Below are 23,093 nucleotides of genomic sequence, written 5' to 3' on the forward strand. Positions count from 1 at the left end.
GGTACTTTTAACCATCAGTTGATGCAGACACGAGGTCTTAATGGAAAAGAATAATTATCAGCAACTCACCCGTACCTTCCAGCGTCTCTCCCGCTTCTCTCACCTCTCCGCCATTGCCAGTTGGGACATGTTTACCATGATGCCCGCAGGCGGCAGTGCCGCGCGAGGCGAAGCGCTGGCAGAGTTGAGCGTCCTGCAACACCAAATCCTGACCGATACAAAGGTGGCCGACTGGCTGCGTAATGCCGAAAGCGAAGATCTGAATGACGTCGAACAGGCCAACCTGCGGGAGATGACCCGCCACTACCAGCAGGCCGCGCTGCTGCCGGAGTCGCTGGTGGAGGCCAAATCCCTCGCGGGGAGTAAATGCGAGCATGCCTGGCGCACCCAACGTCCAGCGAATGACTGGCAGGGCTTTGCTGCCAACCTGAAAGAGGTGGTGAAGCTGAGCCGGGAAGAGGCCCGCCTGCGTGCCGACGCCAAAGGCTGCACCCCTTACGATGCGCTGCTGGATATTTTCGAGCCGGACATGACCAGCGCCCGGCTGGACGATCTGTTTGGCGATCTCAAATCCTGGCTGCCGGGCCTGCTGAATCAGGTTGTCGAGAAGCAGGCGCAGCAGTCATTTGTGCCGCCGCAGGGGCCATTCCCGACGGCAATCCAGCGCGAGCTGGGACTGGAGGCGATGAAGACCCTCGGGTTTGACTTTAACGCCGGTCGGCTGGACGTCAGCGCTCACCCGTTCTGTGGCGGCGTGCCGGAAGACGTACGCATTACGACCCGTTACGACGAAGACGAGCTGCTCAGCGCCCTGTTTGGGGTGATCCATGAAACCGGCCACGCCCGCTATGAGCAGAACCTGCCGCGCAACTGGCTCGGACAGCCCATCGCCCTGGCCCGCTCTACCGCTATCCATGAGTCACAAAGCCTGTTCTTTGAGATGCAACTTGGGCGTAGCACGGCGTTTCTCAACCATCTGCTCCCCGCGGTGCATGAGCGCTTCGGCAGCCAGGCGGCCTTCTCGCCGGAGAACTTTGTCGCCTGGAACCAGCGCGTCAAGCCCGGCTATATCCGTGTGGATGCGGACGAAGTCAGCTATCCGGCGCACGTGGTGCTGCGCTACGAGATTGAGCGGGCGCTGATCAACGGTGACATTGAAGTCGACGACATTCCCGCGCTGTGGGACGAAAAGATGCAGGCGTGGCTGGGCTTATCCACCAAAGATAACTACCGCAACGGCTGTATGCAGGACATCCACTGGACAGACGGCGGCTTCGGTTACTTCCCGTCCTACACCCTTGGGGCGATGTATGCCGCCCAGCTGTTCGCGGCTGCTAAAAAAGCCCTGCCTGGGCTGGATGCCGCCATCGCCGTCGGGGATTTCAGCGCCCTGTTCGACTGGCTGCGCCAGAACATCTGGCAACACGGCAGCCGTTTCACCACCGCCCAGTTGATTGAGCAGGCCACCGGAGAAGATCTCAACAGCCGTTACTTCCGCGATCATCTTACTTCGCGTTATCTGTAACCCTCCGCGCCGGGTATCGTACCCGGCGCTGTACAATCCGTTACACGTCGTCACCAATCACTCACGGAAGCCCCGTAATTTCAGGGATATAGTTCTTTCAACGGCCCCGCAGTGGGGTTAAATGAAAAAACCAATTCGAGGGTAGGATGATGAATAAAGTATTAGCTCTGGTTGTTGCCGCTGCAATGGGTCTCTCTTCTGCTGCATTCGCTGCTGACACCGTCGCCAACACCGCTGCACCGGCAGCCACCGCGACTACCACTACCGCAGCACCGGCTGCGAAGACTGTGCACCACAAAAAACACAAAAAAGCGGCCGTGCAGAAAGCGCAGGCTGCGAAAAAGCACCATAAAAAAGCAGTGAAAAAAGAAGAAGCAGCGCCGGTTGCCCAGAAAGCGCAGGCAGCCAAAAAGGTTCATAAAAAAGAAGTGAAAAAAGCGGAAGCGGCACCGGTTGCCCAGAAAGCTCAGGCAGCCAAAAAACACCACAAAAAAGCCGTTAAACACCAGGCTGCGACCCCTGCAGCGCAACCCGCTGCGTAAGCCTGCTTACCTTAACGTGCCCTGACGGGCACGTTGGTCCCGGCGCTGAACCGGCATGGTTCCAGCGCCGTTTTTCTGTGCGGAGGGCGTTATGTTTCAGCGCTATCGGTTTGAGTTGATTCTTACCACGCTTATTTTATGCGCTCTTATTGCGAGTATGTTTTATATTTCCTGAGTGTAGCACGCTGATTTTACTCCCACTTTCGCGCGGTCCCGTCTATAGTTAATAAGCAGGGTTCATATTTAATAATCATAATTATCCCCCTTCAGAGTGTGATATGCGTAAATCTGTTGTGGTTGTACTGGGAACGTTTTTTCTCTTTTCTGGGCTGAGTCATGCGGACGAAGGCAGCAACGACGCTGCGAACCTCAAAAAAGAGGTACAAACGCTGTTTTTTGGTCATGACGACCGTACGCGTGTCACCGATCCTACCCACTCTCCGTGGGATGCCATTGGCCAGCTGGAAACCGCCAGCGGGAATCTGTGTACCGCGACCCTCATTACCCCCCAGCTGGCGCTGACCGCCGGCCACTGCCTGTTGGTGCCCCCGAAGGGTAAACCCGATACCGCCGTTGCCCTGCGCTTTGTCTCGTTAAAAGGCAGCTGGCGCTATGAGATCCACGGCATTGAAGGACGCGTCCCCGCATCTCTGGGACGTCGGCTGAAAGCCGATGGCGACGGCTGGATCGTACCGCCATCTGCTGCCTCGTGGGATTTTGGTCTGGTGGTGCTGCGCAATCCGCCATCGGGGATCACGCCGCTGCCGCTGTTTACCGGTGACAAAGATGCCCTTACCGCCGCGCTGAAAGCGGCTGACCGTAAGGTGAACCAGGCGGGCTACCCGGAAGATCATCTCGACGTGCTCTATACCCATCAGGACTGCATTGTTACCGGCTGGGCGCAAACTGGCGTGCTGTCGCATCAGTGCGATACCCTGCCCGGCGACAGCGGCTCGCCGCTGATGTTAAAAACCGCCGATGGCTGGCAGGTTATCGGGGTACAAAGCTCGGCTCCGGCTGCGAAAGATCGCTGGCGGGCCGATAACCGCGCCCTGTCCATTACCGGCTTTCGTGACAAGCTGGAAGAGCTGGCCCGGCAGTGATCTAACACTGCCGCTTCTGGCGTAACGCCATAATCTCTTTTATCGGCATCGGCTGGCTGTACCAGAAGCCCTGCAACTGATCGCAGCCCGCCAGCCGCAGCATTTTCATCTGCTTCTCGTTCTCCACCCCTTCGGCCACCACGGTCATCCCGAGGGCGCTGGCAATGCGCACGGTGCCGCTGACCAGGGCCGAAGCCTGTTCGTCATGATCCACCAGCCCGGCCAGGGATTTGTCGATTTTGAGGGTGTCGAAGTTAAAGCGGCGTAGATAGCCGATGCTTGAGTAGCCGGTGCCAAAATCATCCAGCGCCACGGCGATCCCCTGGGCTTTAAGGTTGCTGATGGCTGAACGGGCGCGCTCGGGATTTTCCAGAACGTAGGTTTCTGTGACCTCCAGCTGCAGGCGAGTGGCCGGGAAACGGCTGATTGCCAGCGCCCCTTCGACTTTGGCCTCGAATTCCGGGTCGCGAAACTGCGCAGGTGAGATATTGACCGACAATTTTAAATCCGCGAAAGGCTCCAGATCCTGACAGGCCCGGCGCAATACGAACTGCCCCAGGCCGTAAATCAGGCCGCTGGTTTCTGCGATGTTGATAAATGCATCTGGCGGCAGCGGCCCCTCCGGGCGACGCGGCCAGCGAACCAGCGCCTCCACGCTGACCATTTTCTGGCTACGCGCATCGATGATCGGTTGATACCAGACGTCAAACTCCTCGCGCTCAAGGCCGCTGCGGATCTGGCTCTCAATCGCCACCTGCCGCTCACGGGCGCTGTTCAGCTCCGTATCGTAGTGCGTCACCCGCCCTTTGCCGGTGGTTTTGGAGTGGTACATGGCGATATCGGCGCGACGGAACAGCTATGAGCTGGTGCACTCAACAAGGCTGCCGCTGGCAATGCCGATGCTGGCACCAATATGGATGGTGCGCTCCCCGATGCGGATCGCATTATGCAGGTAATCGAGAACAAAGCCCGCAAACGCCGAGGCCAGCGCTTCGGCGTTGTCACCGCCAATGGTCATCGCAAACTCATCGCCGCCCATGCGGGCCAGCATGCCGTCCTTCGGTACGTTGTCGCGTAACGCGCCAGCAATGATGACGATCAGCTCATCGCCCACCTCATGCCCGTAGATATCATTCACGTCTTTAAAGCCGTCGAGGTCGATAAAGACCACGCTTTTACGATCGGTATCGCCGCGCAGGCTTACCCGCTCCAGCTCTTCAATCAGCGCCCGGCGGTTAGGTAAATGACTCAGCCAGTCGGTGCGGGCCACCGTTCGCGCCAGATTTTCCCCGCGCGCCAGTTTATACAGCCCTACGCAGCTGAAAAGAATGAACAGCAATATCAGCGCCAGGATGAACAGTACAATGCGGGTGATGTCCAGCGAGGCGGCTTTCGCCGCAGCCGCCCCCGGTAGCCGTGGCTTCCAGGAAAGATACCCCAGCACCTCGCCTGAAGCGCTTTTTAGCGGGACGCTCATGTCGTTGACCTGCTCTGAAGTGAGACTCAGATCGTCGATCTGAAAAGTGTCCCCCAGTTCACGCAAAATTTGTGGATTGAGGTGGCGAGTGATAACCAAAAAGCGGCGGGTATTATCCGCCACCTGAAGGCTTCCAACCGTCGGCCGGATCAGGCCGATGCCCACAAAGGCAATCCCCGCGCGGGTGCGGGTGACGCCGGTGAAGATGTTTTTATCCGTTTTCAGGGCGTTGGCGTGCATCTGGATCAGCGACGTCAGGCCTTCGCCAAAAAAATCGAGGTTCTTTTCCGTAAAGGGCTGGCTTCTGAACGATCCCCACAGCACCCGGAAACGTTCGTCGAGTACAAAGGTGCCGTCGTAAAGGTTATTCACCTTATAGCCTGCTCCCCAGGTGTTGTAGAGCCAGTCCACATCCAGCGCCGGGCGATACGCTTCGCGCACCGCGTCATCCCAGACGGCATTATCAATCACCAGCGACCAGACCCGGTTAATCGAGGTCTGCACGGCGCCCTGTACGGAGAGAGCCGTGCGCTGTTCGTCGATTTCATTGGCTTTACTGCTGATGAGGTTCAGGGAGAGGTAAAGCAGGGTCATTATCGAGAAGATTAAGCCCAGCCCTGCCATAAAAATCATGACAAAAAGGTTTTTTGCAGAAGGGATCTTACGCCAGCTTAAAGGGGTATGCATTCATTCTTCGTCCTTTTCAAAGCCCTCAGTCTAAGCGTAATACACGAGTTGAATTTCGCTGCCTGTAATGACAGGCAGCAAGATTATCAGGCCAGTTTTATCATAATCATCCCGGCGAGAAGCAGAAGCAGGCCAATCCATCCTTTTCTATTCAGCCGTTGACCAAACAGGATCCATCCCGCCGCCAGGGTTGCCGCGATGCCAAACCCGCCCCACAGCGCATAGGCCACCGACAGATCTATACCTTTAACCGCCTGCGACAGGGCGCTGAACGCGCCGAGAACCGCTGCAATCGACAGCAGGCCGTACACTTTGCGGCGAAAACCGTCGGAGAACTTCAGCAAAACGTTAGCGGCAATTTCCAGTACGATCGCCAGCGCCAGCCAGGCACCATGAACCCATTCAAACTGTTGCATGGTTCGCCTCCTTACGCTGTTTTACCGGTTTTCGGGTGCCAGATTTAATAAATATTATGCCCGCCACCAGCGTCGTCAGACCGGCCAGTTTCATCAGCGACAGCGACTCATCAAACAATAAAACGCTAAAAAGGGTAATTAAGAAAATACCTACCCCTTCCCATAATGCATACGCCACGCCCAATGCGATTTTTTTAACCGCAAAAGACAAGAAAATATAGGACAGCGTAATCATCGACAGCATTAAAATATAGCCGGTGTGACCACCGCTGAGGCTGGCCCATTTCATCGACAGCGTGCCGGTTATTTCAGCAACGATAGCCAGGGCTAAGAGGATCCAGTAAAACATGTTTTTCTCCTGCTTGAGAATATAATCCTTCGCGGCTCGCCATGGAGGGCAGCCGGGTAAAAACGAATGAATTTTTGGCCGGACGCAAAGCGCCAGCTCAGGCAGAGAGAGGGTCTACAGCGCGTTGCGCCAGTGCTGGTCGCCAGACGGCAGGCAAAAAGAGGAGAGTAATGCAGAGAGGTTTGAAAAATGCGTCCTGAACAGATTGTCCATAAAATTACAATTATCTGCGGTGTTGCTTCTCGTCAGTGCAGATGAAAATTGTCTCCGGTAGTTAAACACAGCTGATTTTTACCATAAGCCAGGAATTTACTCAAAGCCTTTTCATTTCTTTACCCTCATTGTTTGTGTTTGGTTAATTTTTTCATCGCGCCGCATCGGTAGAATAAATAAAAAGGACAGGATCAGGAGCCAGTATGGCCAAACCCATTATTACCCTCAACGGATTAAAAATAGTCATCATGCTCGGCATGCTGGTGATTGTGCTGACGGGGATCCGCGTTGCGGCGGATATTATTGTGCCCTTTATTCTGGCGCTGTTTATTGCCGTGGTGCTGCATCCGCTGGTGCGGCGACTGGTGCGCCTGCGTCTCCCTCGGGTGCTGGCGATCACCCTGCCGATCCTGCTTATCGTGGTCGCTATGGCATTGCTGGTGGCCTATCTGGGCACTTCACTGAATGAGCTGGCGCGCACCCTGCCACATTACCGTTCTTCGCTGGCCGTGCCTTTGCTGCATCTAGAACCCTGGCTACAGCGGGCCGGGATAGAAGTGTCGATGGAGGAGCTGCTGAAGTATATCGACCCCAATGCGGCCATGACGCTGGTGACAGCCCTGCTGGCGCAGCTCTCCAGCGCCATGACCGCCATCTTTTTACTGCTGCTTACCGTGGTATTTATGCTGCTGGAGGTGCCGCAACTGCCAGCAAAGCTCCAGCCACTGATGTCCCGCCCGGTGGAGGGGATGGCGGCGATCCAGCGCGCCCTCGACAGCGTTTCGCACTATCTGGTGCTGAAGACCGCCATCAGTCTGGTGACCGGGCTGGTGGTCTGGGGGATGCTGGCGGCACTGGAGGTTCGGTTCGCCTTTGTCTGGGCGCTGCTGGCCTTTGCCCTGAACTATATCCCTAACATCGGATCGGTGCTCGCTGCTATCCCTCCGATCGCGCAGGTGCTGGTATTCAGCGGCTTTTACCCGGCCCTGGTACTGCTGGCGGGGTATCTGATCATCAACCTGATCTTTGGCAACATTCTGGAGCCTAGGTTGATGGGACGTGGGCTGGGCCTCTCTACGCTGGTGGTGTTTTTGTCGCTGATCTTCTGGGGCTGGCTGCTGGGGCCGGTGGGGATGCTGCTGTCGGTGCCCCTGACCATTATCGTGAAAATTGCGCTGGAGCAGACTCACGGCGGCAAAACCATTGCGCTGCTGCTCAGTGATATGAGCAAGGCAAGCTAAGGGTTAAGCCCGGTAAAATCCAGCAGCGGCTTATGGGTTCGCCCCGCCTGTCGGTAGTCGGTCAGTGCCGACGGCCAGTTGTTAAACGGCAGTAGCCGGGCGTCGCTGTACTGGCTCTCTGCCAACAGGGGCCAGATTTCGGTAAACGCCGCCTGCCATGCCTGCGGGCTAAAGCTATCGAAAGTGTTGCGGATATGGAACCAGTGCATCGGCGGAAAGTGACGTTGTAACGCGAAGGGCTGGCCTGAAAGCAGACCGTAGCAGATAAACTGCCCGCTGCTACGCATCGCGCTGAGGAGAGTCAGCGCCAGTTCTCCACCCGTGGCATCAAAGACGATATCGCTGGCCGCAGCGACGGCGCGCACGGTATCGCTCTCCTGTTGCGCAATCGGGACGATCCCCATCGCCCGCAGCCGGTCTGCATGGACCGCTGAACGGTGGATGCCATACACCTCCGTGGCCCCTCGCCGCTGCGCCCACTGCCCCAGCAGAACGGCACAGTCCGATCCGGCCGCCGTCAGGAGCACCCGTTTACCCTGCACAGGATACAGGTTGAGCATCAGCCAGGCCGCCAGCGGGTTGATAAACGCCCGCGCCGCCAGGGGAGTCTCAATGGTATCGGGGACCGGGATCGCCAGCCCCGCAGGGCAATCGACTATTTGCTGCCAGGTACCTTCGCCGCGCAAGGGCAATACCCGCTGACCCAGCAAAGAGGCGGCATCGTCCGGGGCGGCAATCACCCGTCCCACGCCTTCATATCCGGCGATGGCGGGCAAGGTAATGCGATGCCGGTAGGCCCCGGTGATGGGAATCAGATCCGAGGCGTTGACCGGCGACAGCAGCATCTGCACCCGGAGCATTCCCGGCTGCAGCGGTGCTTTAGCCGCAGTCTCCTGCTGCAATACAGATTCAGGCTCACCAAACTGGCGGTAGCATAAGGCGGTGTTATCCATGATTTAGCGGCTGCGTTTAGCCAGTCGCTCACGGGTTTCGAGCTTCGCTTCGCTGGATTTGCGCAGCGCGACATAACAGGCACCGCTGCCGCCGTGGTGCGGCTGGGCCACACAAAAGGCCTGCACCGCCTCGAACTCCGTCAGCCAGCGCGCCAGATAGCTGCGCACAATATTGGCATGGGACTTATCGTCGCGTCCCTTGCCGTGAATGATGATCAGATTACGTAAGCCGTCGCGCTCCGCCTGGCGGATAAAGGTATACAGCTGCTGGCGGCACTGCTCAACGGGCTGACGCAATAAGGTCAGGCTCGCCTGGCGGGGATATTTACCTAAGCGCAGCTTATCAATCACCCCGAGTTGCACCCCTTCCCGCTTGAATGCCAGCGGCTCTGCCAGGGGTATCACATCCAGAAAGCCGGTGGTGAGAAAGTTATCCAGCTGGCTGGTGTCCACAGGCTGGCGGGTGCGCGGGGTTGAGGCGGGCTGCCAGTGGACGTCGGCACAGCGTCTGAGCGGCTGAACATCCTCCATCGCGTCGAGAAAAAGCGATTTATCTTCTGGGTTCATGACATCCTCCTGCTTGACTGACAGAGTACTATACCTGCCCCTGTCATGTGGCTCAATGCGGCGCTGCAACTCCCGTTGATTATTTAAAAAAGTATAATCAATTCAGTTAATTTAATTGATAATTCATTCGCTCTAAAATTAAATTTTATTTTACGTTAACATTATGACTTACATTAAATTTTTTTGATCCTGTTACGTTAGTTCCTTTATTTATGCCGAAAAGATGTTATATATGAAGTTATCTGCAGAACGGAAATAATAAGCAGAGATGCATGTGGAGCAATGCTGTGTGTACTGTGGAGTCTGTTGGATGTCGACCGGCTCCATTTTTTTATCCTTATACTGTCTAATAAATAACCTGCCGGGCGTGACGTCTGAATTGTGTGATTAATGAAGTGGTCAGCGGCGTCTGACGAGAATCCCTTCTTTGTATAAGGTAATAGGTCGCTTTCGGTAACGGCTCTTTCACCGCCAACATTACCAGCCTGTTAGCCAGCAACGGGTCGCAGCCCAGCTCCTGCGGCAGAATGCTGAGAAAATCGCTCTGCGCAACCAGGCTAATACAGGACGAAAATGTTTCACAGACCACGCCGATACGGGGAATCTGATCCCGGTGGGAAAACATCTCTTCCAGCTGCTTATAATAACTGCCGCGCGGCGTAGGCATTGTCCAACTGTATTTCAACAATTCATTAATAGAATCAGCCTCTATTGCCGGATGGCCTGCCCGACAAAATATCGCAAAAGGCTTCTCAAACAATTTTTCGAACGTGAATTCATGATCATATGGCCCCTGATAATAGGTATTGATCGTAAAATCAAGTTCCCCCTGGCGTAATTCATTAATCATCGAAACTAATTGCCCTTCCATAATACGCACCTTGACCTGCGGGTGCTGTTGATGGAAACGGGAAATGACCGCCGGCATTAACAGGCGGGCAATACTGGCCCCCATGCCGATATTAATCTGCCCGGCAAGCTGCCCCTGACGCTGGCGAATATCGTCCTGCGCGCTGCGTAACTCTTCAAGGATCAGCCGGGCATGCTGATAAAAACTCTCCCCGCACTCGGTTAAGGTCACCCCTTTGCTGCGGCGGATAAACAGCTGCGCCGCGATGCCCTCTTCCAGCTCTTTAATGGATTTGGTTAACGCCGGTTGCGACAGGTTTAACACCCGACCCGCCCCACGAATGCTCCCCTGTTGGGCGACCTCCACAAAGGCCCGCAGTTGATGAATTTTTACCTGGAATGTCATGTCTGCACCGATAACCGTTGTTTATCAGAGTAAAGAAACTGTCATCTACTGTAATGGAATTGATTGTGCCAGGGTAAGCCACGAACGGTTAAATCTGTGAAAAATCGGTTAGTGATAAGTAAAAACTATCACAGTGTGAAGGAGTTCACATATTCTAATGATGACAGGAAACGATATGCATACACTGGCGCAGGACCTGCAAACCCTCTTCCCGCAACTCACCGCCTGGCGACGCGATTTCCATCACTATGCGGAATCAGGTTGGGTGGAGTTCCGCACCGCGGCAAAAGTTGCAGAGATACTGGAACAGTTGGGCTACGACCTGGCGATGGGCCGCGATGTGGTCGATGCTGACAGCCGGATGGGTCTGCCCGACGAGGCGACCCTGGCTAAGGCCTTTGCCCGCGCCCGACAGCAAGGCGCGCCGGAAAAATGGCTCAGCGCCTTTGAGGGCGGGTTTACCGGGATTGTCGCTACGCTGAATACCGGCCGTCCGGGGCCGACCCTTGCGTTTCGGGTCGATATGGACGCGCTCGATCTGGATGAATCCTCTCAGGATGACCATCTCCCTGCCCGGGAAGGCTTTGCCTCCTGCAACAGCGGCATGATGCATGCCTGCGCTCACGACGGCCACACCACCATCGGCCTCGGGCTGGCGCACCTGCTGATGCAGCACCGCGCAGAGCTAAACGGCACGATTAAACTTATCTTCCAGCCTGCTGAAGAAGGCACTCGCGGTGCCAGGGCGATGGTTGCCGCGGGCGCGCTCGACGGTGTGGACTACTTCACTGCTATCCACATCGGCACCGGTGTGCCTGCGGGTACCGTGATCTGCGGCAGCGATAACTTTATGGCCACCACCAAATTTGACGTGCGCTTCACCGGCGTCGCGGCACACGCGGGCGGCAAACCCGAAGAGGGGCGTAACGCTCTGCTGGCCGCCGCTCAGGCCGCCATTGGCCTGCACAGCATCGCCCCGCACAGCGATGGGGCGTCGCGGGTGAACGTCGGCGTGATGCAGGCAGGCAGCGGCCGTAACGTTGTTCCCGCCAGCGCATTGCTGAAGGTAGAGACCCGCGGTGAGAGCGAAGCCATTAACCAGTACGTATTTGAACGGGCGAAAGCGGTGATCGACGGCGCGGCGGCGATGCACGGCGTGAGCACCGAGCTGCGTCTGATGGGCGCGGCGACCTCCAGCGTCCCGTCACCGGCGTGGGTGAACTATCTGCGGGAGCAAGCCGCGCAGGTAGCGGGCGTAGAGAAAGCCATCGACAAGGTTAAAGCCCCTGCCGGTTCGGAGGATGCCACCCTGATGATGGCCCGGGTCCAGCAGAACGGCGGCCTCGCCTCCTATATGGTGTTTGGCACCACCCTCAGCGCCGGACACCACAACGAAAAATTCGATTTCGACGAGACGGTGATGCTGATCGCTATCGAAACCCTGGCGCGTACCGCGCTTAACTTCCCCTGGACGCGAGGTGTGTAATGCAGCGCATTTACCGTTTTGTTGAAGATGCCATCGAGACCCGATGTGAGCACTTCACCGCCATTGCCGACGAGATCTGGGATCACCCGGAGACCCGCTTTGAAGAGTTCTGGTCCGCGGAGCGGCTGGCCGGCGCGCTGGAAGAGGCCGGATTTACCCTGACCCGCGAGGCCGGTGGTGTGCCGAACGCCTTTATTGCCAGCTACGGCGAAGGGAAACCGGTGATTGCGCTTTTGGGGGAGTACGATGCTCTGGCAGGCTTAAGCCAGCAGGCACATTGCGCCACCCCGCAAACCGATACTCCGGGTGCCAACGGCCACGGCTGCGGTCATAACCTGCTCGGCACCGCCGCCCTGGCGGGTGCCGTGGCGGTGAAGAGCTGGCTGGAGCAGCACGGCGGCGGCGGCACGGTGCGCTTTTATGGCTGCCCCGGTGAAGAGGGCGGCTCGGGTAAAACCTTTATGGTCCGCGAAGGGCTGTTCGACGACGTGGACGCCGCCGTCACCTGGCACCCTGAAGCCTTCGCCGGGATGTTTAACGTCAGCACCTTAGCCAATATCCAGGCGGCGTGGCGTTTTCACGGCACCGCAGCCCATGCCGCCAACTCCCCGCATCTGGGACGCAGCGCGCTGGACGCGGTTACCCTGATGACCACCGGCACTAACTTCCTGAATGAACATATTATTGAAAAAGCCCGCGTTCACTACGCCATCACCGATACCGGCGGCATCTCTCCGAACGTCGTGCAGGCTCAGGCAGAAGTGCTGTATCTGATCCGCGCCCCGGAAATGGCCGATGCCCGGCAGATCTACGAGCGCATCGAAAAGATTGCCCAGGGCGCAGCGCTGATGACGGAAACCACCGTCGAACATCGCTTTGAAAAAGCCTGTTCCAGCTACCTGCCGAACCGCACCCTGGAGGCCGCCATGTATAGCGCCCTTCAGCATTACGGGACCCCGGCGTGGAGCGATGAGGAGCGTGCGTTTGCGGCGGAGATCCGCGCCACGCTGACCGACAACGATCTGCAAAATAGCCTGAAAAATATCGCTGCCTCCGGGGGTGACGCCGGCAAGCAGTTTGCCCGTCGGCATCAGCATACTCTGCTGGTGGATGAGGTGGCGCCGTATGCCATCACCGACAACGTACTGGCAGGCTCTACCGACGTGGGTGACGTTAGCTGGAAAATGCCGGTCGCCCAGTGTTTCAGCCCCTGCTTTACCGTGGGTACGCCACTGCATACCTGGCAACTGGTGGCGCAAGGACGCACCTCCATCGCCCATAAAGGGATGCTGCTGGCTGGCAAGGTGATGGGTGCAACTGCGCTGGCGCTGCTGCAGGACCCGGCCCTGCTGGCCGCCTGCCGCGAGGAGTTTACTCAACAGATAAATGAAAAACCGTACGTCTGCCCGATCCCAGAAAACGTGACACCGTCACCTTTAAAATAATAAAACATAACACAACAACACTCCCGAGGAACGCCCATGAGTATGTCATCCATACCTTCGCATTCCCCATCCGGCAAGCTCTATGGTTGGGTTGAAAGGATCGGCAATAAAGTGCCGCACCCTTTCCTGCTGTTCGTCTATTTGATTGTGATCCTGGCCGCGGCCACCGCTATATTGTCGGCATTTAACGTCAGCGCACGTAATCCGGCCGATGGCAGCATGGTCGTGGTCAAAAACCTGCTTAGCATCGAAGGTCTGCATTGGTTTTTACCGAATGTGATCAAAAACTTCAGCGGCTTTGCCCCGCTGGGGGCGATCCTGGCCCTGGTCCTGGGTGCCGGTCTGGCCGAACGTTCCGGCCTGCTGCCTGCCCTGATGGTGAAAATGGCGTCCCACGTCAGCGCGCGTTACGCCAGCTATATGGTGCTGTTTATCGCCTTTTTCAGCCATATCTCTTCTGATGCCGCCCTGGTGATCATGCCGCCGATGGGGGCGCTGATCTTCCTCGCCGTTGGACGTCATCCTGTTGCGGGTTTGCTGGCGGCTATCGCCGGGGTCGGCTGTGGTTTTACCGCCAACCTGCTGATTGTTACCACCGACGTGCTGCTCTCCGGGATTAGCACCGAAGCGGCCAAAACCCTCGATGCTGCGATGCACGTCAGCGTGATCGACAACTGGTACTTTATGGCCAGCTCAGTGATTGTGCTGACGATTGTCGGGGGGCTGATCACCGACAGGATCGTTGAGCCGCGTCTGGGCAAGTGGCAGGGCAGCAGCGACGAGAAGCTGGATGCCTTATCGCCGGAGCAGCGCCGTGGGTTGCGCGTGGCCGGGATCGTGTCGTTGCTGTTTATCGCCGTCATTGCCCTGATGGTGGTGCCGGATAACGGCATCCTGCGCGATCCGGTGAAGCACACCGTACTGCCCTCGCCGTTTATCAAAGGCATCGTGCCGCTGATCATTCTCTTCTTCTTCGTTGTATCGCTGGCCTACGGCATTGCCACCGGGAAAGTGCGCCGTCAGGGGGATCTACCCCAGCTGATGATCGAACCGATGAAAGAGATGGCCGGGTTTATCGTGATGGTGTTCCCGCTGGCGCAGTTTGTCGCCATGTTCAACTGGAGCAACATGGGTAAATTTATGGCGGTGGGCCTGACGGATCTGCTGGAAACCGCCGGGCTAAGCGGCGTGCCCGCTTTCGTCGGTCTGGCGCTGCTCTCCTCGCTGCTGTGCATGTTTATCGCCAGCGGGTCAGCCATCTGGTCGATTCTGGCGCCTATCTTTGTGCCCATGTTCATGCTGCTGGGTTTCCACCCGGCGTTTGCGCAGATCCTGTTCCGCGTCGCGGATTCGTCGGTGATCCCCTTGGCTCCGGTGTCGCCGTTCGTACCGCTGTTCTTAGGCTTCCTCCAGCGCTATAAGCCCGAGGCGAAACTGGGTACCTACTATTCGCTGGTGCTGCCGTATCCGCTTATCTTTTTAGGAGTATGGTTGCTCATGCTGGTGGCATGGTATCTTGTCGGCCTGCCTATTGGGCCGGGAGTCTACCCGCGACTGAACTAAGGAAGAGCCTATGCTGAGATTACTCGAAGATAAAATTGCCACCCCGCTGGGGCCGCTGTGGGTGATTGCCGATGAGCAATTTAACCTGCGCGCCGTTGAGTGGGAGGAGCACAGCAACCGGATGGTGGAGCTGCTCAATATCCATTACCGGGCGCAGGGCTACGAGCGAATCAGCGCCAGTAATCCGGGTGGGCTTAGCGATAAGCTGACCGCCTGGTTCGAGGGCGATCTCAGCATTATTGATACTCTGCCCACCGCCACGGCCGGCACGCCTTTTCAGCGTGAAGTGTGGGCAGCGTTGCGTTCCATTCCCTGCGGCCAGGTGATGCATTACGGCCAGCTGGCGGCTCAACTGGGTCGCCCAGGCGCTGCGCGCGCCGTGGGTGCGGCAAATGGCTCAAATCCGGTCAGTATTGTGGTGCCCTGCCACCGCGTAATTGGCCGTAATGGCACCCTGACGGGGTACGCGGGCGGGGTTCAGCGCAAGGAGTGGTTACTGCGTCACGAAGGGTATTTATTGCTGTAGTTCCAGGCTTTTAGTGCTTAATTTTCCTTTAGTTAGTGATAAAAACCGCAGCTAATTTGTGGAATTTCAAGAAGATGCTGGCGCTTTCACGTTTCTTGTCCTGATTGATGGTTTACCAGGCTTACGCAGGGTCCAAAAAGATGTTAAAATTGACCAATATCAATTAAGGCTTGAGCAAACCTATGATCCCGGAAAAGCGAATTATTCGACGCATTCAGTCTGGCGGTTGTGCTATCCATTGTCAGGACTGCAGCATCAGCCAGCTCTGTATTCCGTTTACCCTGAATGAGCACGAGCTTGATCAGCTTGATAATATTATCGAGCGTAAAAAGCCGATTCAGAAAGGGCAGACGCTGTTTAAAGCGGGAGACGAACTGAAATCGTTGTACGCTATCCGCTCTGGCACTATCAAGAGCTATACCATCACCGAACAGGGGGACGAGCAGATTACCGGCTTCCACCTGGCGGGCGATCTGGTGGGCTTTGATGCGATCGGCACTGGTAACCACCCGAGCTTTGCTCAGGCGCTGGAAACCTCAATGGTTTGCGAAATCCCGTTCGAAACCCTGGACGATCTGTCAGGCAAAATGCCTAACCTGCGTCAGCAGATGATGCGTCTGATGAGCGGCGAGATCAAAGGCGACCAGGATATGATCCTGCTGCTGTCCAAAAAGAATGCTGAAGAGCGTCTGGCGGCCTTTATCTATAATCTGTCCCGCCGTTTCGCCGAGCGTGGTTTTTCACCGCGTGAGTTCCGTCTGACCATGACCCGTGGCGACATCGGTAACTATCTGGGTCTGACCGTGGAAACAATCAGCCGTTTGCTGGGTCGTTTCCAGAAAAGCGGTATGCTGGCGGTAAAAGGCAAATATATCACCATCGAAAACGGTGAAGCGCTGGCGGTACTGGCAGGCCACTCCCGTAACGTGGCATAACCTCCTCTGCTTTCTCTGCCAGATCGATAATTTTACGCATTTATTGATCTGGCAAAACTTCCCCCCTGTTTCATTTCAAATATATAGGTTACTCTTTTAATTACAGTCTGTGGTGACAGTAGTAAGGAGACCTGTATGGCAAAGTATCAAAACATGCTGGTGGCCATCGATCCTAATCAGGACGATCAACCGGCGTTAAGACGAGCTGTCTATTTACATCAACGGATTGGTGGCAGAATTAAAGCGTTTCTGCCGATATATGACTTCTCTTACGAAATGACCACCCTTCTGTCGCCTGACGAACGCACTGCTATGCGTCAGGGAGTGATCAGCCAGCGTACCGCCTGGATCCGCGAACAGGCAAAATTCTATCTTGAAGCCGGTGTCCCCATTGAGATCAAAGTGGTGTGGCATAACCGTCCGTTCGAAGCCATCATCCAGGAAGTGGTGAGTGGCCAACACGACCTGTTGCTGAAGATGGCCCACCAGCACGACAAGCTGGAAGCGGTGATCTTCACCCCGACTGACTGGCACCTGCTGCGTAAATGTCCGTGTCCGGTCTGGATGGTAAAAGACCAGCCGTGGCCGGAAGGCGGTAAAGCGGTAGTGGCGGTGAATCTCGCCAGCGAAGAGAACTACCACAACGCCCTGAACGAAAAGCTGGTGAAAGAGACGCTCCATCTTGCCGAGCAGGTCAACCATACCGAAGTCCACCTTGTCGGTGCCTACCCGATTACTCCCATCAACATTGCTATCGAACTGCCGGAGTTTGATCCGAGCGTGTATAACGACGCCATTCGCGGTCAGCATCTGCTGGCGATGAAAGCGCTGCGGCAAAAATTCGGTATTGATGAGAAGTTAACCCATGTCGAGAAAGGGCTGCCTGAAGAGGTGATCCCCGATTTATCAGAGCATTTGCAGGCGGGGATTGTGGTGCTGGGCACCATCGGCCGGACCGGCCTCTCTGCTGCGTTCCTCGGCAACACGGCGGAACAGGTCATCGACCACCTGCGCTGTGACCTGCTGGTCATTAAGCCGGATCAGTATCAAACCCCGGTTGAGCTGGACGACGACGAAGACGATTAAAAATAAAAAAGCCCGCCGTAACGGCGGGCTTTTTTTTAGCTCTCGGTAACGGGCTGAGGTGACTGTTGCGCGCCCTCGCCCTCTTTCATCCAGGGCGCATGAAGAACCATGCTTGGCAAGGCCAGTTTTACCCCCTCATCATTCAGGCTCTCCAGAATACGGATGTTGATCTCCTGCTGGATATCCATGTACTTGTTGTAATCCGCCGTGTTGACGATATGCACCACTTCAAAGGTGAGCCTGTCCTTATCAAAACCCAGCAAATGGGCGCGGTCGAAGCGCGTTTCACCAATATCCGTGATAATCTTTTTCACGTTATCGCCAATGACCCTTAACTTTTCAGGCGGCGTATCGCTGGCCACGCCAAAGGTGAAGACGATACGACGGGTCTGCATTCGCTTGTAGTTATGCAGCGTTTGCTGAAGCAGGATCGCATTACCACAGACAATCTGTTCCCCGCTCAGGCTGCGAATACGTGTCGTCTTAAGGCCGATATGCTCCACCGTCCCGGCCACGTCGTTAAACACCACAAAATCCCCGATTTCAAAGGGCTTGTCGAAACCAATCGAGAGTGAGGCGAAAACGTCGCTTAGAATGGTCTGTACAGCCAGCGCGATGGCAATCCCCCCAACCCCCAGGCTTGCCACCAGCGCGGTGATGTTGACGCCAGCGTTGGCGAGAATCGACAGCAGCATCACAGACCAGACAATCGCCCGCAGAATCAGCCCGGTGATCACCAGGGTAACGGGATTCTTATGGCTTCCCGGCGTAAGCATGACGTGCCGTAGCCAGGAGACCACCCCCTGATCCATCCACAGTGCCACCTGAATCGCCAGCACCAGGAACCAGGCATGGCTCAGCGCACCGTAGAGCCGGTCCGGCAGTTCGACAAAGCGCAGACTGAACAGAAAAGCGACCACAAACAGCAGGATCCGGCTGGTTCTGTTCAGCATTTCCGTGAGGACAAAATGCATCTTGTGGGTGGCGGGATGTTTGTCACCCCAGTTGGTGATGCCCTTATGGACAAAGGTGATGAGGCGTTTCAGTAGCCAGTAGATTAGTAGGGTTACCACCGTCACAGTAGCAAAGCCAATCCAGAATCTGGGGGTCATCATTAACGTCAAAAAGTCGAAACGTGACAAGTACTGCATTCTCCCTCCTCCCTTTACGCAAAAAAAGAAAGTATAGACAGTGAGGGCGAGCAGCCTGCATAAATGAGAAAACCGCCCAGGTGGGCGGTTTTTTTTATCGTGCGTAACGCCGTATTACAGCGCTTTCAGGATCGCATCCACGCTGGCTTTGGCATCGCCAAACAGCATGTGGGTGTTCTCTTTGAAGAACAGCGGGTTCTGCACGCCAGCGTAACCGGTGTTCATGGAGCGTTTGAAGACGATAACGTTCTGCGCCTTCCACACTTCCAGTACTGGCATACCGGCGATTGGGCTTTTCGGATCGTCCTGCGCGGCCGGGTTAACGGTATCGTTAGCGCCAATTACCAGCACGGTATCGGTATCGGAGAAGTCGTCGTTGATCTCATCCATCTCCAGCACAATGTCATAAGGGACTTTCGCTTCCGCCAGCAGCACGTTCATGTGGCCCGGCAGACGCCCGGCAACCGGGTGAATACCAAAGCGCACCTTAATGCCACGGGCACGCAGGCGCTCGGTGATTTCCGCAACCGGATACTGAGCCTGCGCGACCGCCATGCCATAGCCCGGGGTGATGATCACCGTATGGGAGTTTTTCAGCATCTCAGCGGTATCTTCAGCGGTGATCTCGCGATGTTCACCCACCTCTTCGTCACCGTCGGACGTTTGCCCGTCTGAGCCAAAGCCACCGGCAATCACGCTGATAAACGAGCGGTTCATCGCCTTACACATGATGTACGAGAGGATGGCACCGCTCGACCCCACCAGCGCACCGGTCACGATCAGCAGATCGTTGCTCAGCATAAAGCCTGCCGCCGCCGCCGCCCAACCGGAGTAGGAGTTCAGCATCGAGACCACCACCGGCATATCTGCGCCACCGATGGAGGCCACCAGGTGCCAGCCGAAGGCCAGGGCGATGATCGTCATCACCAGCAGCGCCAGCACCTGCATGCCCACGCTGTCGGTGCGCACGAAGACCACCAGCAGTAAGAATGATACAACCAGCGCCGCCAGGTTCATCTTGTGACGGTTTGGCAGCATTAGCGGTTTTGAGGAGATCTTGCCGCGCAGCTTGCCGAAAGCCACGATAGAACCGGTAAAGGTCACCGCACCGATGAAGATCCCGAGGAACACTTCGGTCAGGTGGATGTTCACCAGAATCGGCGCCATCCCCGGCTCGTGATACAGGTAGCTGTTAAAGCCTACCAGCACTGCCGCCAGACCCACGAAACTGTGCAGGATCGCCACCAGTTCCGGCATTTCAGTCATCTCTACACGTTTGGCAAGACGGATACCAATCGCGCCACCGATGATCATCGCCACCAGGATCCACGCTACGTTGCCGGTATCCGGCCCGAAAATTGTGGCAATCAGCGCGATCGCCATCCCGGCAATACCAAAGTTGTTACCCTGCTGCGATGTTTCATGTTTTGAAAGTCCCGCCAGGCTGAAAATAAACAGGATCGCGGCAACAATGTATGCAGCTGTAACTAATCCTCCAGACATAGGTTACCCCTTATCCCTTACGAAACATTTTCAGCATGCGCTGAGTCACGGTGAAGCCACCGAAAATATTGATACTGGCGATCAGTACCGCGATAAAGCTGAAGAAACTGATCCAGCCGCCGTGACCAATCTGCAATAACGCGCCGACCACGATGATCCCGGAGATGGCGTTGGTGACCGACATCAACGGCGTATGCAGTGCATGGGAGACATTCCAGACCACGTAGTAACCCACTACGCAGGAGAGCGCGAAGACGGTGAAGTGTCCGAGGAACTCTTTCGGTGCGACGTCTGCCAGCCAGCCAAACAGCACGATCGCCAGCGCCATAAAGGCAAACTTGCGCCACGGCGAGGCCGGTTTTTCAGGCTCTTTTGGTGCTGGTGCGGCTTTGGCTGCCGCCTGCGGCTGGGCAGAGACCTGAATAGGTGGCGCAGGCCAGGTGATTTCCCCTTCGCGCACCACGGTCACACCGCGCACGACAACGTCGTCAAAATCAACGGTGATATTGCCGTCTTTTTCTTTGCACAGCAGCTTCAGCAGGTTGACCAGGTTAGTACCGTACAGCTGAGAGGACTGGGTCGGCAGACGCCCCGGCAGATCGGTATAGCCGATCACTTTAACGCCGTTAGCGGTGGTGGTCACCACGCCCGGCACGGTGTATTCGCAGTTGCCGCCGTTTTGCGACGCCAGATCGACAATCACGCTCCCGGCCTTCATGGAATCGACCATTTCACGGGTGATCAGCTTCGGCGCCGGTTTACCCGGGATCAACGCGGTGGTGACAATAATGTCCACTTCTTTCGCCTGAGCGGCGAAGAGCGCCATCTCCGCTTTGATAAAGGCTTCGGACATCACTTTGGCGTAACCGTCGCCGCTGCCAGCCTCTTCTTTGAAGTCCAGCTCAAGGAACTCGGCGCCCATACTCTGCACCTGTTCTTTAACCTCAGGACGGGTATCAAAGGCACGAACGATAGCGCCCAGGCTGTTTGCTGCGCCAATGGCAGCCAGACCGGCGACGCCTGCCCCAATCACCATCACCTTTGCCGGAGGGACTTTACCCGCTGCAGTGATCTGCCCGGTAAAGAAGCGACCAAACTCATGCGCGGCTTCGACAATGGCACGGTAGCCCGCGATATTCGCCATCGAACTCAGGGCATCCAGCGACTGCGCACGCGAGATACGCGGTACGGAGTCCATCGCCATTACGGTGACGCCACGCGCCGCCAGTGTCTCCATCAGCTCCGGGTTTTGTGCGGGCCAGACAAAGCTCACCAGCGTCGTGCCCGGATTGAGCAGCGCGATTTCACCCTCTTCCGGTGCATTTACCTTCAGAATAATGTCCGAATGCCAGACGTTCTCGCCGTCTACAATTTCCGCGCCAGCCTGATTGAAGGCCTCGTCATCGAAACTTGCCAGTTTGCCTGCGCCGCTTTCAACCGCGACGGTAAAACCCAGTTTGAGCAGCTGCTCCACCGTTTTTGGTGTCGCCGCTACGCGGGTTTCATTGGCAAACCGTTCTCTTGGTACCCCAATACGCATAGTAATCCCTTCCATCGGTTTTTGATGATGGTTTGTCGAACGTTCATAACGGGCAGACGATAACCGCGGCATGACTCAACCTGCCACTTACGCTTACCCGCAGAAAATAAAACAGTAACAAACTTTCTATAACCTACTGAAAATACCGCCTGTGATCCACAGCAAGAAAACACTATTTATGACTTTAACTGTCAAAAATAAGCGATCGCCGTCTCAGACAGGCATATCTGCCGCTATTTCCCCGCCAGGGCCGATGTTTAGCACAGGCGAAGCGACAAAAACACGATATAGCCCCACCCAGAAACAACTTATTAACATTAAATTAACTTGTGAAAGTCATATGCTTTATTAGTTTTACTGGTCAAACGGGTGTTTTTTCAACATATCAGTAAAGGTTATCTATTTTGATGACTTACTCCGCACCGGTCGTAAAAAATCGCGCAGACAGCGATGGGTGTTAAATGCAATAATCGTCAACGTTTTCAAATTAACAACCACACCAGTATCTGGTTTGCGTAAGGCGAAGGATTATTTTTATGAAGCTTAAGAACACTCTCCTGGCGTCCGCACTCCTTGCTGCGACCGCCCTGTCTGCCAATGCCGCGACAGAGTTAACGCCGGAGCAAGCGGCTGCAACGAAACCTTACGATCGCGTTATGATCGTAGGTCGTTTTAACGCAATTGGCGATGCAGTGGCTGCCGCCTCTAAACGCGCCGATAAAGAGGGCGCCGCTGCATTTTACGTCGTGGATAACTCCGATGTCGGCGACAGCGGTAACCAGCGCGTGATTGTGGCGCTGTATAAAGACAACGCCCCAAAAGCAGATGAGCCAAAAAACCGCGTGATCAACGGCGTGATGGAGTTGCCGAAAGAACAGGCCGTTCTGCTTGAACCCTATGATACCGTCACCATTCAGGGCTTCTACCGCAGCCAGCCAGAAGTGAACGACGCTATCGCTAAAGCTGCAAAAGCGAAAGACGCAGACTCCTTCTACATCGTTCGCCAGATTGATGCTAACCAGGGCGGCAACCAGCGCATCACTGCATATATCTACAAAAAAGACGCCAAAAAACGTGTTCTGCAAAGCCCGGATGCCATCCCGGCAAACTCTGAGGCTGGCCGCGCGGCCATTGCCAAAGGCGGCGAAGAAGCGAAGAAAGTCGAAATCCCTGGCGTGGCAACCAGCGCTACACCTGGCGCTTCCGCTGCCGGTGTGGGTCGTTTCTTTGAAACCCAGACCACCAAAGGTGGCCGTTACAGCGTAACGCTGAACGACGGGACCAAAATTGAAGAGCTGAACAATGCCACTGCCGCGCAGATGGTACCTTTCGACAGCATCAAATTCACTGGCAACTACGCCAGCATGACCGAAGTCTCCTACCAGGTGGCGAAGCGTGCGGCGAAGAAAGGGGCGAAGTATTACCACATCACCCGCCAGTGGCAGGAACGCGGTAATAACATGACTATCAGCGCCGACCTGTACAAATAAGTAAACCTATCCCCAGAGGCGGCGTAATGCCGCCTTTTTT

20 protein-coding genes and 1 pseudogene are annotated in these 23,093 nt (G+C 56.1%); 11 read left to right on the plus strand and 10 right to left on the minus strand.

The genetic code is table 11. The annotated features are described in order from the left end of the window. Positions 1-40: 40 nt before the first annotated feature. The 3 genes from C3F35_RS01280 (at position 41) to C3F35_RS01290 (ending at position 3,170) form a co-directional block, all read left to right on the plus strand. Complete coding sequence (locus C3F35_RS01280; protein WP_103793214.1) at positions 41-1,525, plus strand: carboxypeptidase M32; 1,485 nt, start codon at positions 41-43, stop codon at positions 1,523-1,525. 149 nt (positions 1,526-1,674) lie between these two features. After that, positions 1,675-2,067 carry an acid resistance repetitive basic protein Asr gene (gene asr, locus C3F35_RS01285; RefSeq protein WP_032617891.1) on the plus strand — a complete coding sequence of 131 codons (393 nt, stop codon included), beginning with the start codon at positions 1,675-1,677 and terminating at the stop codon, positions 2,065-2,067. A gap of 278 nt (positions 2,068-2,345) precedes the next feature. Continuing rightward, positions 2,346-3,170, plus strand: a complete 825-nt coding sequence (locus C3F35_RS01290; RefSeq protein WP_103793213.1) for a trypsin-like serine peptidase — start codon at positions 2,346-2,348, stop codon at positions 3,168-3,170. 1 nt (position 3,171) lies between these two features. Here C3F35_RS01290 and C3F35_RS01295 read toward each other — a convergent pair. From C3F35_RS01295 to C3F35_RS27325, 4 genes and pseudogenes are all read right to left on the minus strand, one after another. Further along, positions 3,172-5,334: pseudogene (locus C3F35_RS01295) on the minus strand (EAL domain-containing protein). 86 nt (positions 5,335-5,420) lie between these two features. Continuing rightward, positions 5,421-5,750 carry a multidrug/spermidine efflux SMR transporter subunit MdtI gene (gene mdtI / locus C3F35_RS01300; RefSeq protein ID WP_032617889.1) on the minus strand — a complete coding sequence of 110 codons (330 nt, stop codon included), beginning with the start codon at positions 5,748-5,750 and terminating at the stop codon, positions 5,421-5,423. After that, the gene (mdtJ, locus tag C3F35_RS01305; RefSeq protein WP_059308037.1) at positions 5,737-6,099 is read right to left on the minus strand and encodes a multidrug/spermidine efflux SMR transporter subunit MdtJ; all 363 of its coding nucleotides are present in this window, start codon (positions 6,097-6,099) and stop codon (positions 5,737-5,739) included. The genes mdtI and mdtJ overlap by 14 nt, the downstream gene beginning before the upstream one ends. Positions 6,100-6,213: 114 nt before the next feature. After that, positions 6,214-6,381, minus strand: a complete 168-nt coding sequence (locus C3F35_RS27325; protein ID WP_442573910.1) for a protein YdgV — start codon at positions 6,379-6,381, stop codon at positions 6,214-6,216. 134 nt (positions 6,382-6,515) lie between these two features. Between C3F35_RS27325 and C3F35_RS01310 the strand changes: the two genes are divergently transcribed. Beyond that, positions 6,516-7,553 carry an AI-2E family transporter gene (locus C3F35_RS01310; RefSeq protein WP_032617887.1) on the plus strand — a complete coding sequence of 346 codons (1,038 nt, stop codon included), beginning with the start codon at positions 6,516-6,518 and terminating at the stop codon, positions 7,551-7,553. Here the strand turns inward: C3F35_RS01310 and C3F35_RS01315 are convergent. The 3 genes from C3F35_RS01315 to C3F35_RS01325 form a co-directional block, all read right to left on the minus strand. Continuing rightward, positions 7,550-8,506 carry a zinc-dependent alcohol dehydrogenase family protein gene (locus C3F35_RS01315; protein ID WP_103793212.1) on the minus strand — a complete coding sequence of 319 codons (957 nt, stop codon included), beginning with the start codon at positions 8,504-8,506 and terminating at the stop codon, positions 7,550-7,552. The two genes, C3F35_RS01310 and C3F35_RS01315, sit on opposite strands and share 4 nt — an antisense overlap. Positions 8,507-8,509: 3 nt before the next feature. Then, a complete protein-coding gene (gene smrA / locus C3F35_RS01320) occupies positions 8,510-9,073 on the minus strand; it encodes a DNA endonuclease SmrA (protein WP_103793211.1) in 564 nt (187 codons plus the stop codon). Between the two features lie 346 nt (positions 9,074-9,419). Continuing rightward, a complete protein-coding gene (locus tag C3F35_RS01325) occupies positions 9,420-10,328 on the minus strand; it encodes a LysR family transcriptional regulator (protein ID WP_059308039.1) in 909 nt (302 codons plus the stop codon). Between the two features lie 175 nt (positions 10,329-10,503). On the opposite strand from C3F35_RS01325, the gene C3F35_RS01330 reads away from it, so the two are divergent. The 6 genes from C3F35_RS01330 to uspE all read left to right on the plus strand — a co-directional run bounded on the left by C3F35_RS01330 (position 10,504) and on the right by uspE (position 17,369). Then, on the plus strand, positions 10,504-11,814 hold the full coding sequence (locus tag C3F35_RS01330; RefSeq protein ID WP_103793210.1) for a M20 family metallo-hydrolase: 1,311 nt from the start codon (positions 10,504-10,506) through the stop codon (positions 11,812-11,814). After that, entirely contained in the window at positions 11,814-13,259 is a 1,446-nt protein-coding gene (locus tag C3F35_RS01335) for a M20 family metallopeptidase (RefSeq protein WP_103793209.1), read from the plus strand. The genes C3F35_RS01330 and C3F35_RS01335 overlap by 1 nt, the downstream gene beginning before the upstream one ends. 36 nt (positions 13,260-13,295) lie before the next feature. Further along, positions 13,296-14,822 carry a p-aminobenzoyl-glutamate transporter gene (gene abgT / locus C3F35_RS01340; protein ID WP_103793208.1) on the plus strand — a complete coding sequence of 509 codons (1,527 nt, stop codon included), beginning with the start codon at positions 13,296-13,298 and terminating at the stop codon, positions 14,820-14,822. Positions 14,823-14,832: 10 nt separating this feature from the next. Next, positions 14,833-15,348, plus strand: a complete 516-nt coding sequence (gene ogt, locus C3F35_RS01345; RefSeq protein WP_032617880.1) for a methylated-DNA--[protein]-cysteine S-methyltransferase — start codon at positions 14,833-14,835, stop codon at positions 15,346-15,348. A 182-nt stretch (positions 15,349-15,530) separates the two neighbouring features. Beyond that, the gene (gene fnr / locus C3F35_RS01350; protein ID WP_032617879.1) at positions 15,531-16,283 is read left to right on the plus strand and encodes a fumarate/nitrate reduction transcriptional regulator Fnr; all 753 of its coding nucleotides are present in this window, start codon (positions 15,531-15,533) and stop codon (positions 16,281-16,283) included. A 135-nt stretch (positions 16,284-16,418) separates the two neighbouring features. Beyond that, on the plus strand, positions 16,419-17,369 hold the full coding sequence (gene uspE, locus C3F35_RS01355) for a universal stress protein UspE (protein WP_032617878.1): 951 nt from the start codon (positions 16,419-16,421) through the stop codon (positions 17,367-17,369). 35 nt (positions 17,370-17,404) lie between these two features. On the opposite strand, the gene C3F35_RS01360 is transcribed toward uspE, so the two are convergent. The 3 genes from C3F35_RS01360 to pntA form a co-directional block, all read right to left on the minus strand. Next, positions 17,405-18,520 carry a mechanosensitive ion channel family protein gene (locus tag C3F35_RS01360; RefSeq protein ID WP_032617877.1) on the minus strand — a complete coding sequence of 372 codons (1,116 nt, stop codon included), beginning with the start codon at positions 18,518-18,520 and terminating at the stop codon, positions 17,405-17,407. A 114-nt stretch (positions 18,521-18,634) separates the two neighbouring features. Then, complete coding sequence (pntB, locus tag C3F35_RS01365; RefSeq protein WP_032617876.1) at positions 18,635-20,023, minus strand: Re/Si-specific NAD(P)(+) transhydrogenase subunit beta; 1,389 nt, start codon at positions 20,021-20,023, stop codon at positions 18,635-18,637. Positions 20,024-20,033: 10 nt separating this feature from the next. Continuing rightward, positions 20,034-21,563 (minus strand): Re/Si-specific NAD(P)(+) transhydrogenase subunit alpha, encoded by a 1,530-nt coding sequence (pntA, locus tag C3F35_RS01370; protein WP_032617875.1) that lies wholly within the window; start codon positions 21,561-21,563, stop codon positions 20,034-20,036. A gap of 536 nt (positions 21,564-22,099) precedes the next feature. On the opposite strand from pntA, the gene ydgH reads away from it, so the two are divergent. Beyond that, complete coding sequence (gene ydgH / locus C3F35_RS01375) at positions 22,100-23,053, plus strand: DUF1471 family protein YdgH (RefSeq protein ID WP_032617874.1); 954 nt, start codon at positions 22,100-22,102, stop codon at positions 23,051-23,053. The last annotated feature ends 40 nt before the right edge of the window (positions 23,054-23,093 follow it).

It is taken from the genome of Leclercia sp. LSNIH3, assembly GCF_002935105.1.
Taxonomy (GTDB): domain Bacteria; phylum Pseudomonadota; class Gammaproteobacteria; order Enterobacterales; family Enterobacteriaceae; genus Enterobacter; species Enterobacter adecarboxylatus.

Bases quoted from the DNA above. Each gene is read 5' to 3' on its own strand.
- C3F35_RS01280 (WP_103793214.1), top strand. From the start codon at position 41: ATGGAAAAGAATAATTATCAGCAACTCACCCGTACCTTCCAGCGTCTC.
- asr (WP_032617891.1), top strand. From the start codon at position 1,675: ATGAATAAAGTATTAGCTCTGGTTGTTGCCGCTGCAATGGGTCTCTCT.
- C3F35_RS01290 (WP_103793213.1), top strand. From the start codon at position 2,346: ATGCGTAAATCTGTTGTGGTTGTACTGGGAACGTTTTTTCTCTTTTCT.
- mdtI (WP_032617889.1), bottom strand. From the start codon at position 5,750: ATGCAACAGTTTGAATGGGTTCATGGTGCCTGGCTGGCGCTGGCGATC.
- mdtJ (WP_059308037.1), bottom strand. From the start codon at position 6,099: ATGTTTTACTGGATCCTCTTAGCCCTGGCTATCGTTGCTGAAATAACC.
- C3F35_RS01310 (WP_032617887.1), top strand. From the start codon at position 6,516: ATGGCCAAACCCATTATTACCCTCAACGGATTAAAAATAGTCATCATG.
- C3F35_RS01315 (WP_103793212.1), bottom strand. From the start codon at position 8,506: ATGGATAACACCGCCTTATGCTACCGCCAGTTTGGTGAGCCTGAATCT.
- smrA (WP_103793211.1), bottom strand. From the start codon at position 9,073: ATGAACCCAGAAGATAAATCGCTTTTTCTCGACGCGATGGAGGATGTT.
- C3F35_RS01325 (WP_059308039.1), bottom strand. From the start codon at position 10,328: ATGACATTCCAGGTAAAAATTCATCAACTGCGGGCCTTTGTGGAGGTC.
- C3F35_RS01330 (WP_103793210.1), top strand. From the start codon at position 10,504: ATGCATACACTGGCGCAGGACCTGCAAACCCTCTTCCCGCAACTCACC.
- C3F35_RS01335 (WP_103793209.1), top strand. From the start codon at position 11,814: ATGCAGCGCATTTACCGTTTTGTTGAAGATGCCATCGAGACCCGATGT.
- abgT (WP_103793208.1), top strand. From the start codon at position 13,296: ATGAGTATGTCATCCATACCTTCGCATTCCCCATCCGGCAAGCTCTAT.
- ogt (WP_032617880.1), top strand. From the start codon at position 14,833: ATGCTGAGATTACTCGAAGATAAAATTGCCACCCCGCTGGGGCCGCTG.
- fnr (WP_032617879.1), top strand. From the start codon at position 15,531: ATGATCCCGGAAAAGCGAATTATTCGACGCATTCAGTCTGGCGGTTGT.
- uspE (WP_032617878.1), top strand. From the start codon at position 16,419: ATGGCAAAGTATCAAAACATGCTGGTGGCCATCGATCCTAATCAGGAC.
- C3F35_RS01360 (WP_032617877.1), bottom strand. From the start codon at position 18,520: ATGCAGTACTTGTCACGTTTCGACTTTTTGACGTTAATGATGACCCCC.
- pntB (WP_032617876.1), bottom strand. From the start codon at position 20,023: ATGTCTGGAGGATTAGTTACAGCTGCATACATTGTTGCCGCGATCCTG.
- pntA (WP_032617875.1), bottom strand. From the start codon at position 21,563: ATGCGTATTGGGGTACCAAGAGAACGGTTTGCCAATGAAACCCGCGTA.
- ydgH (WP_032617874.1), top strand. From the start codon at position 22,100: ATGAAGCTTAAGAACACTCTCCTGGCGTCCGCACTCCTTGCTGCGACC.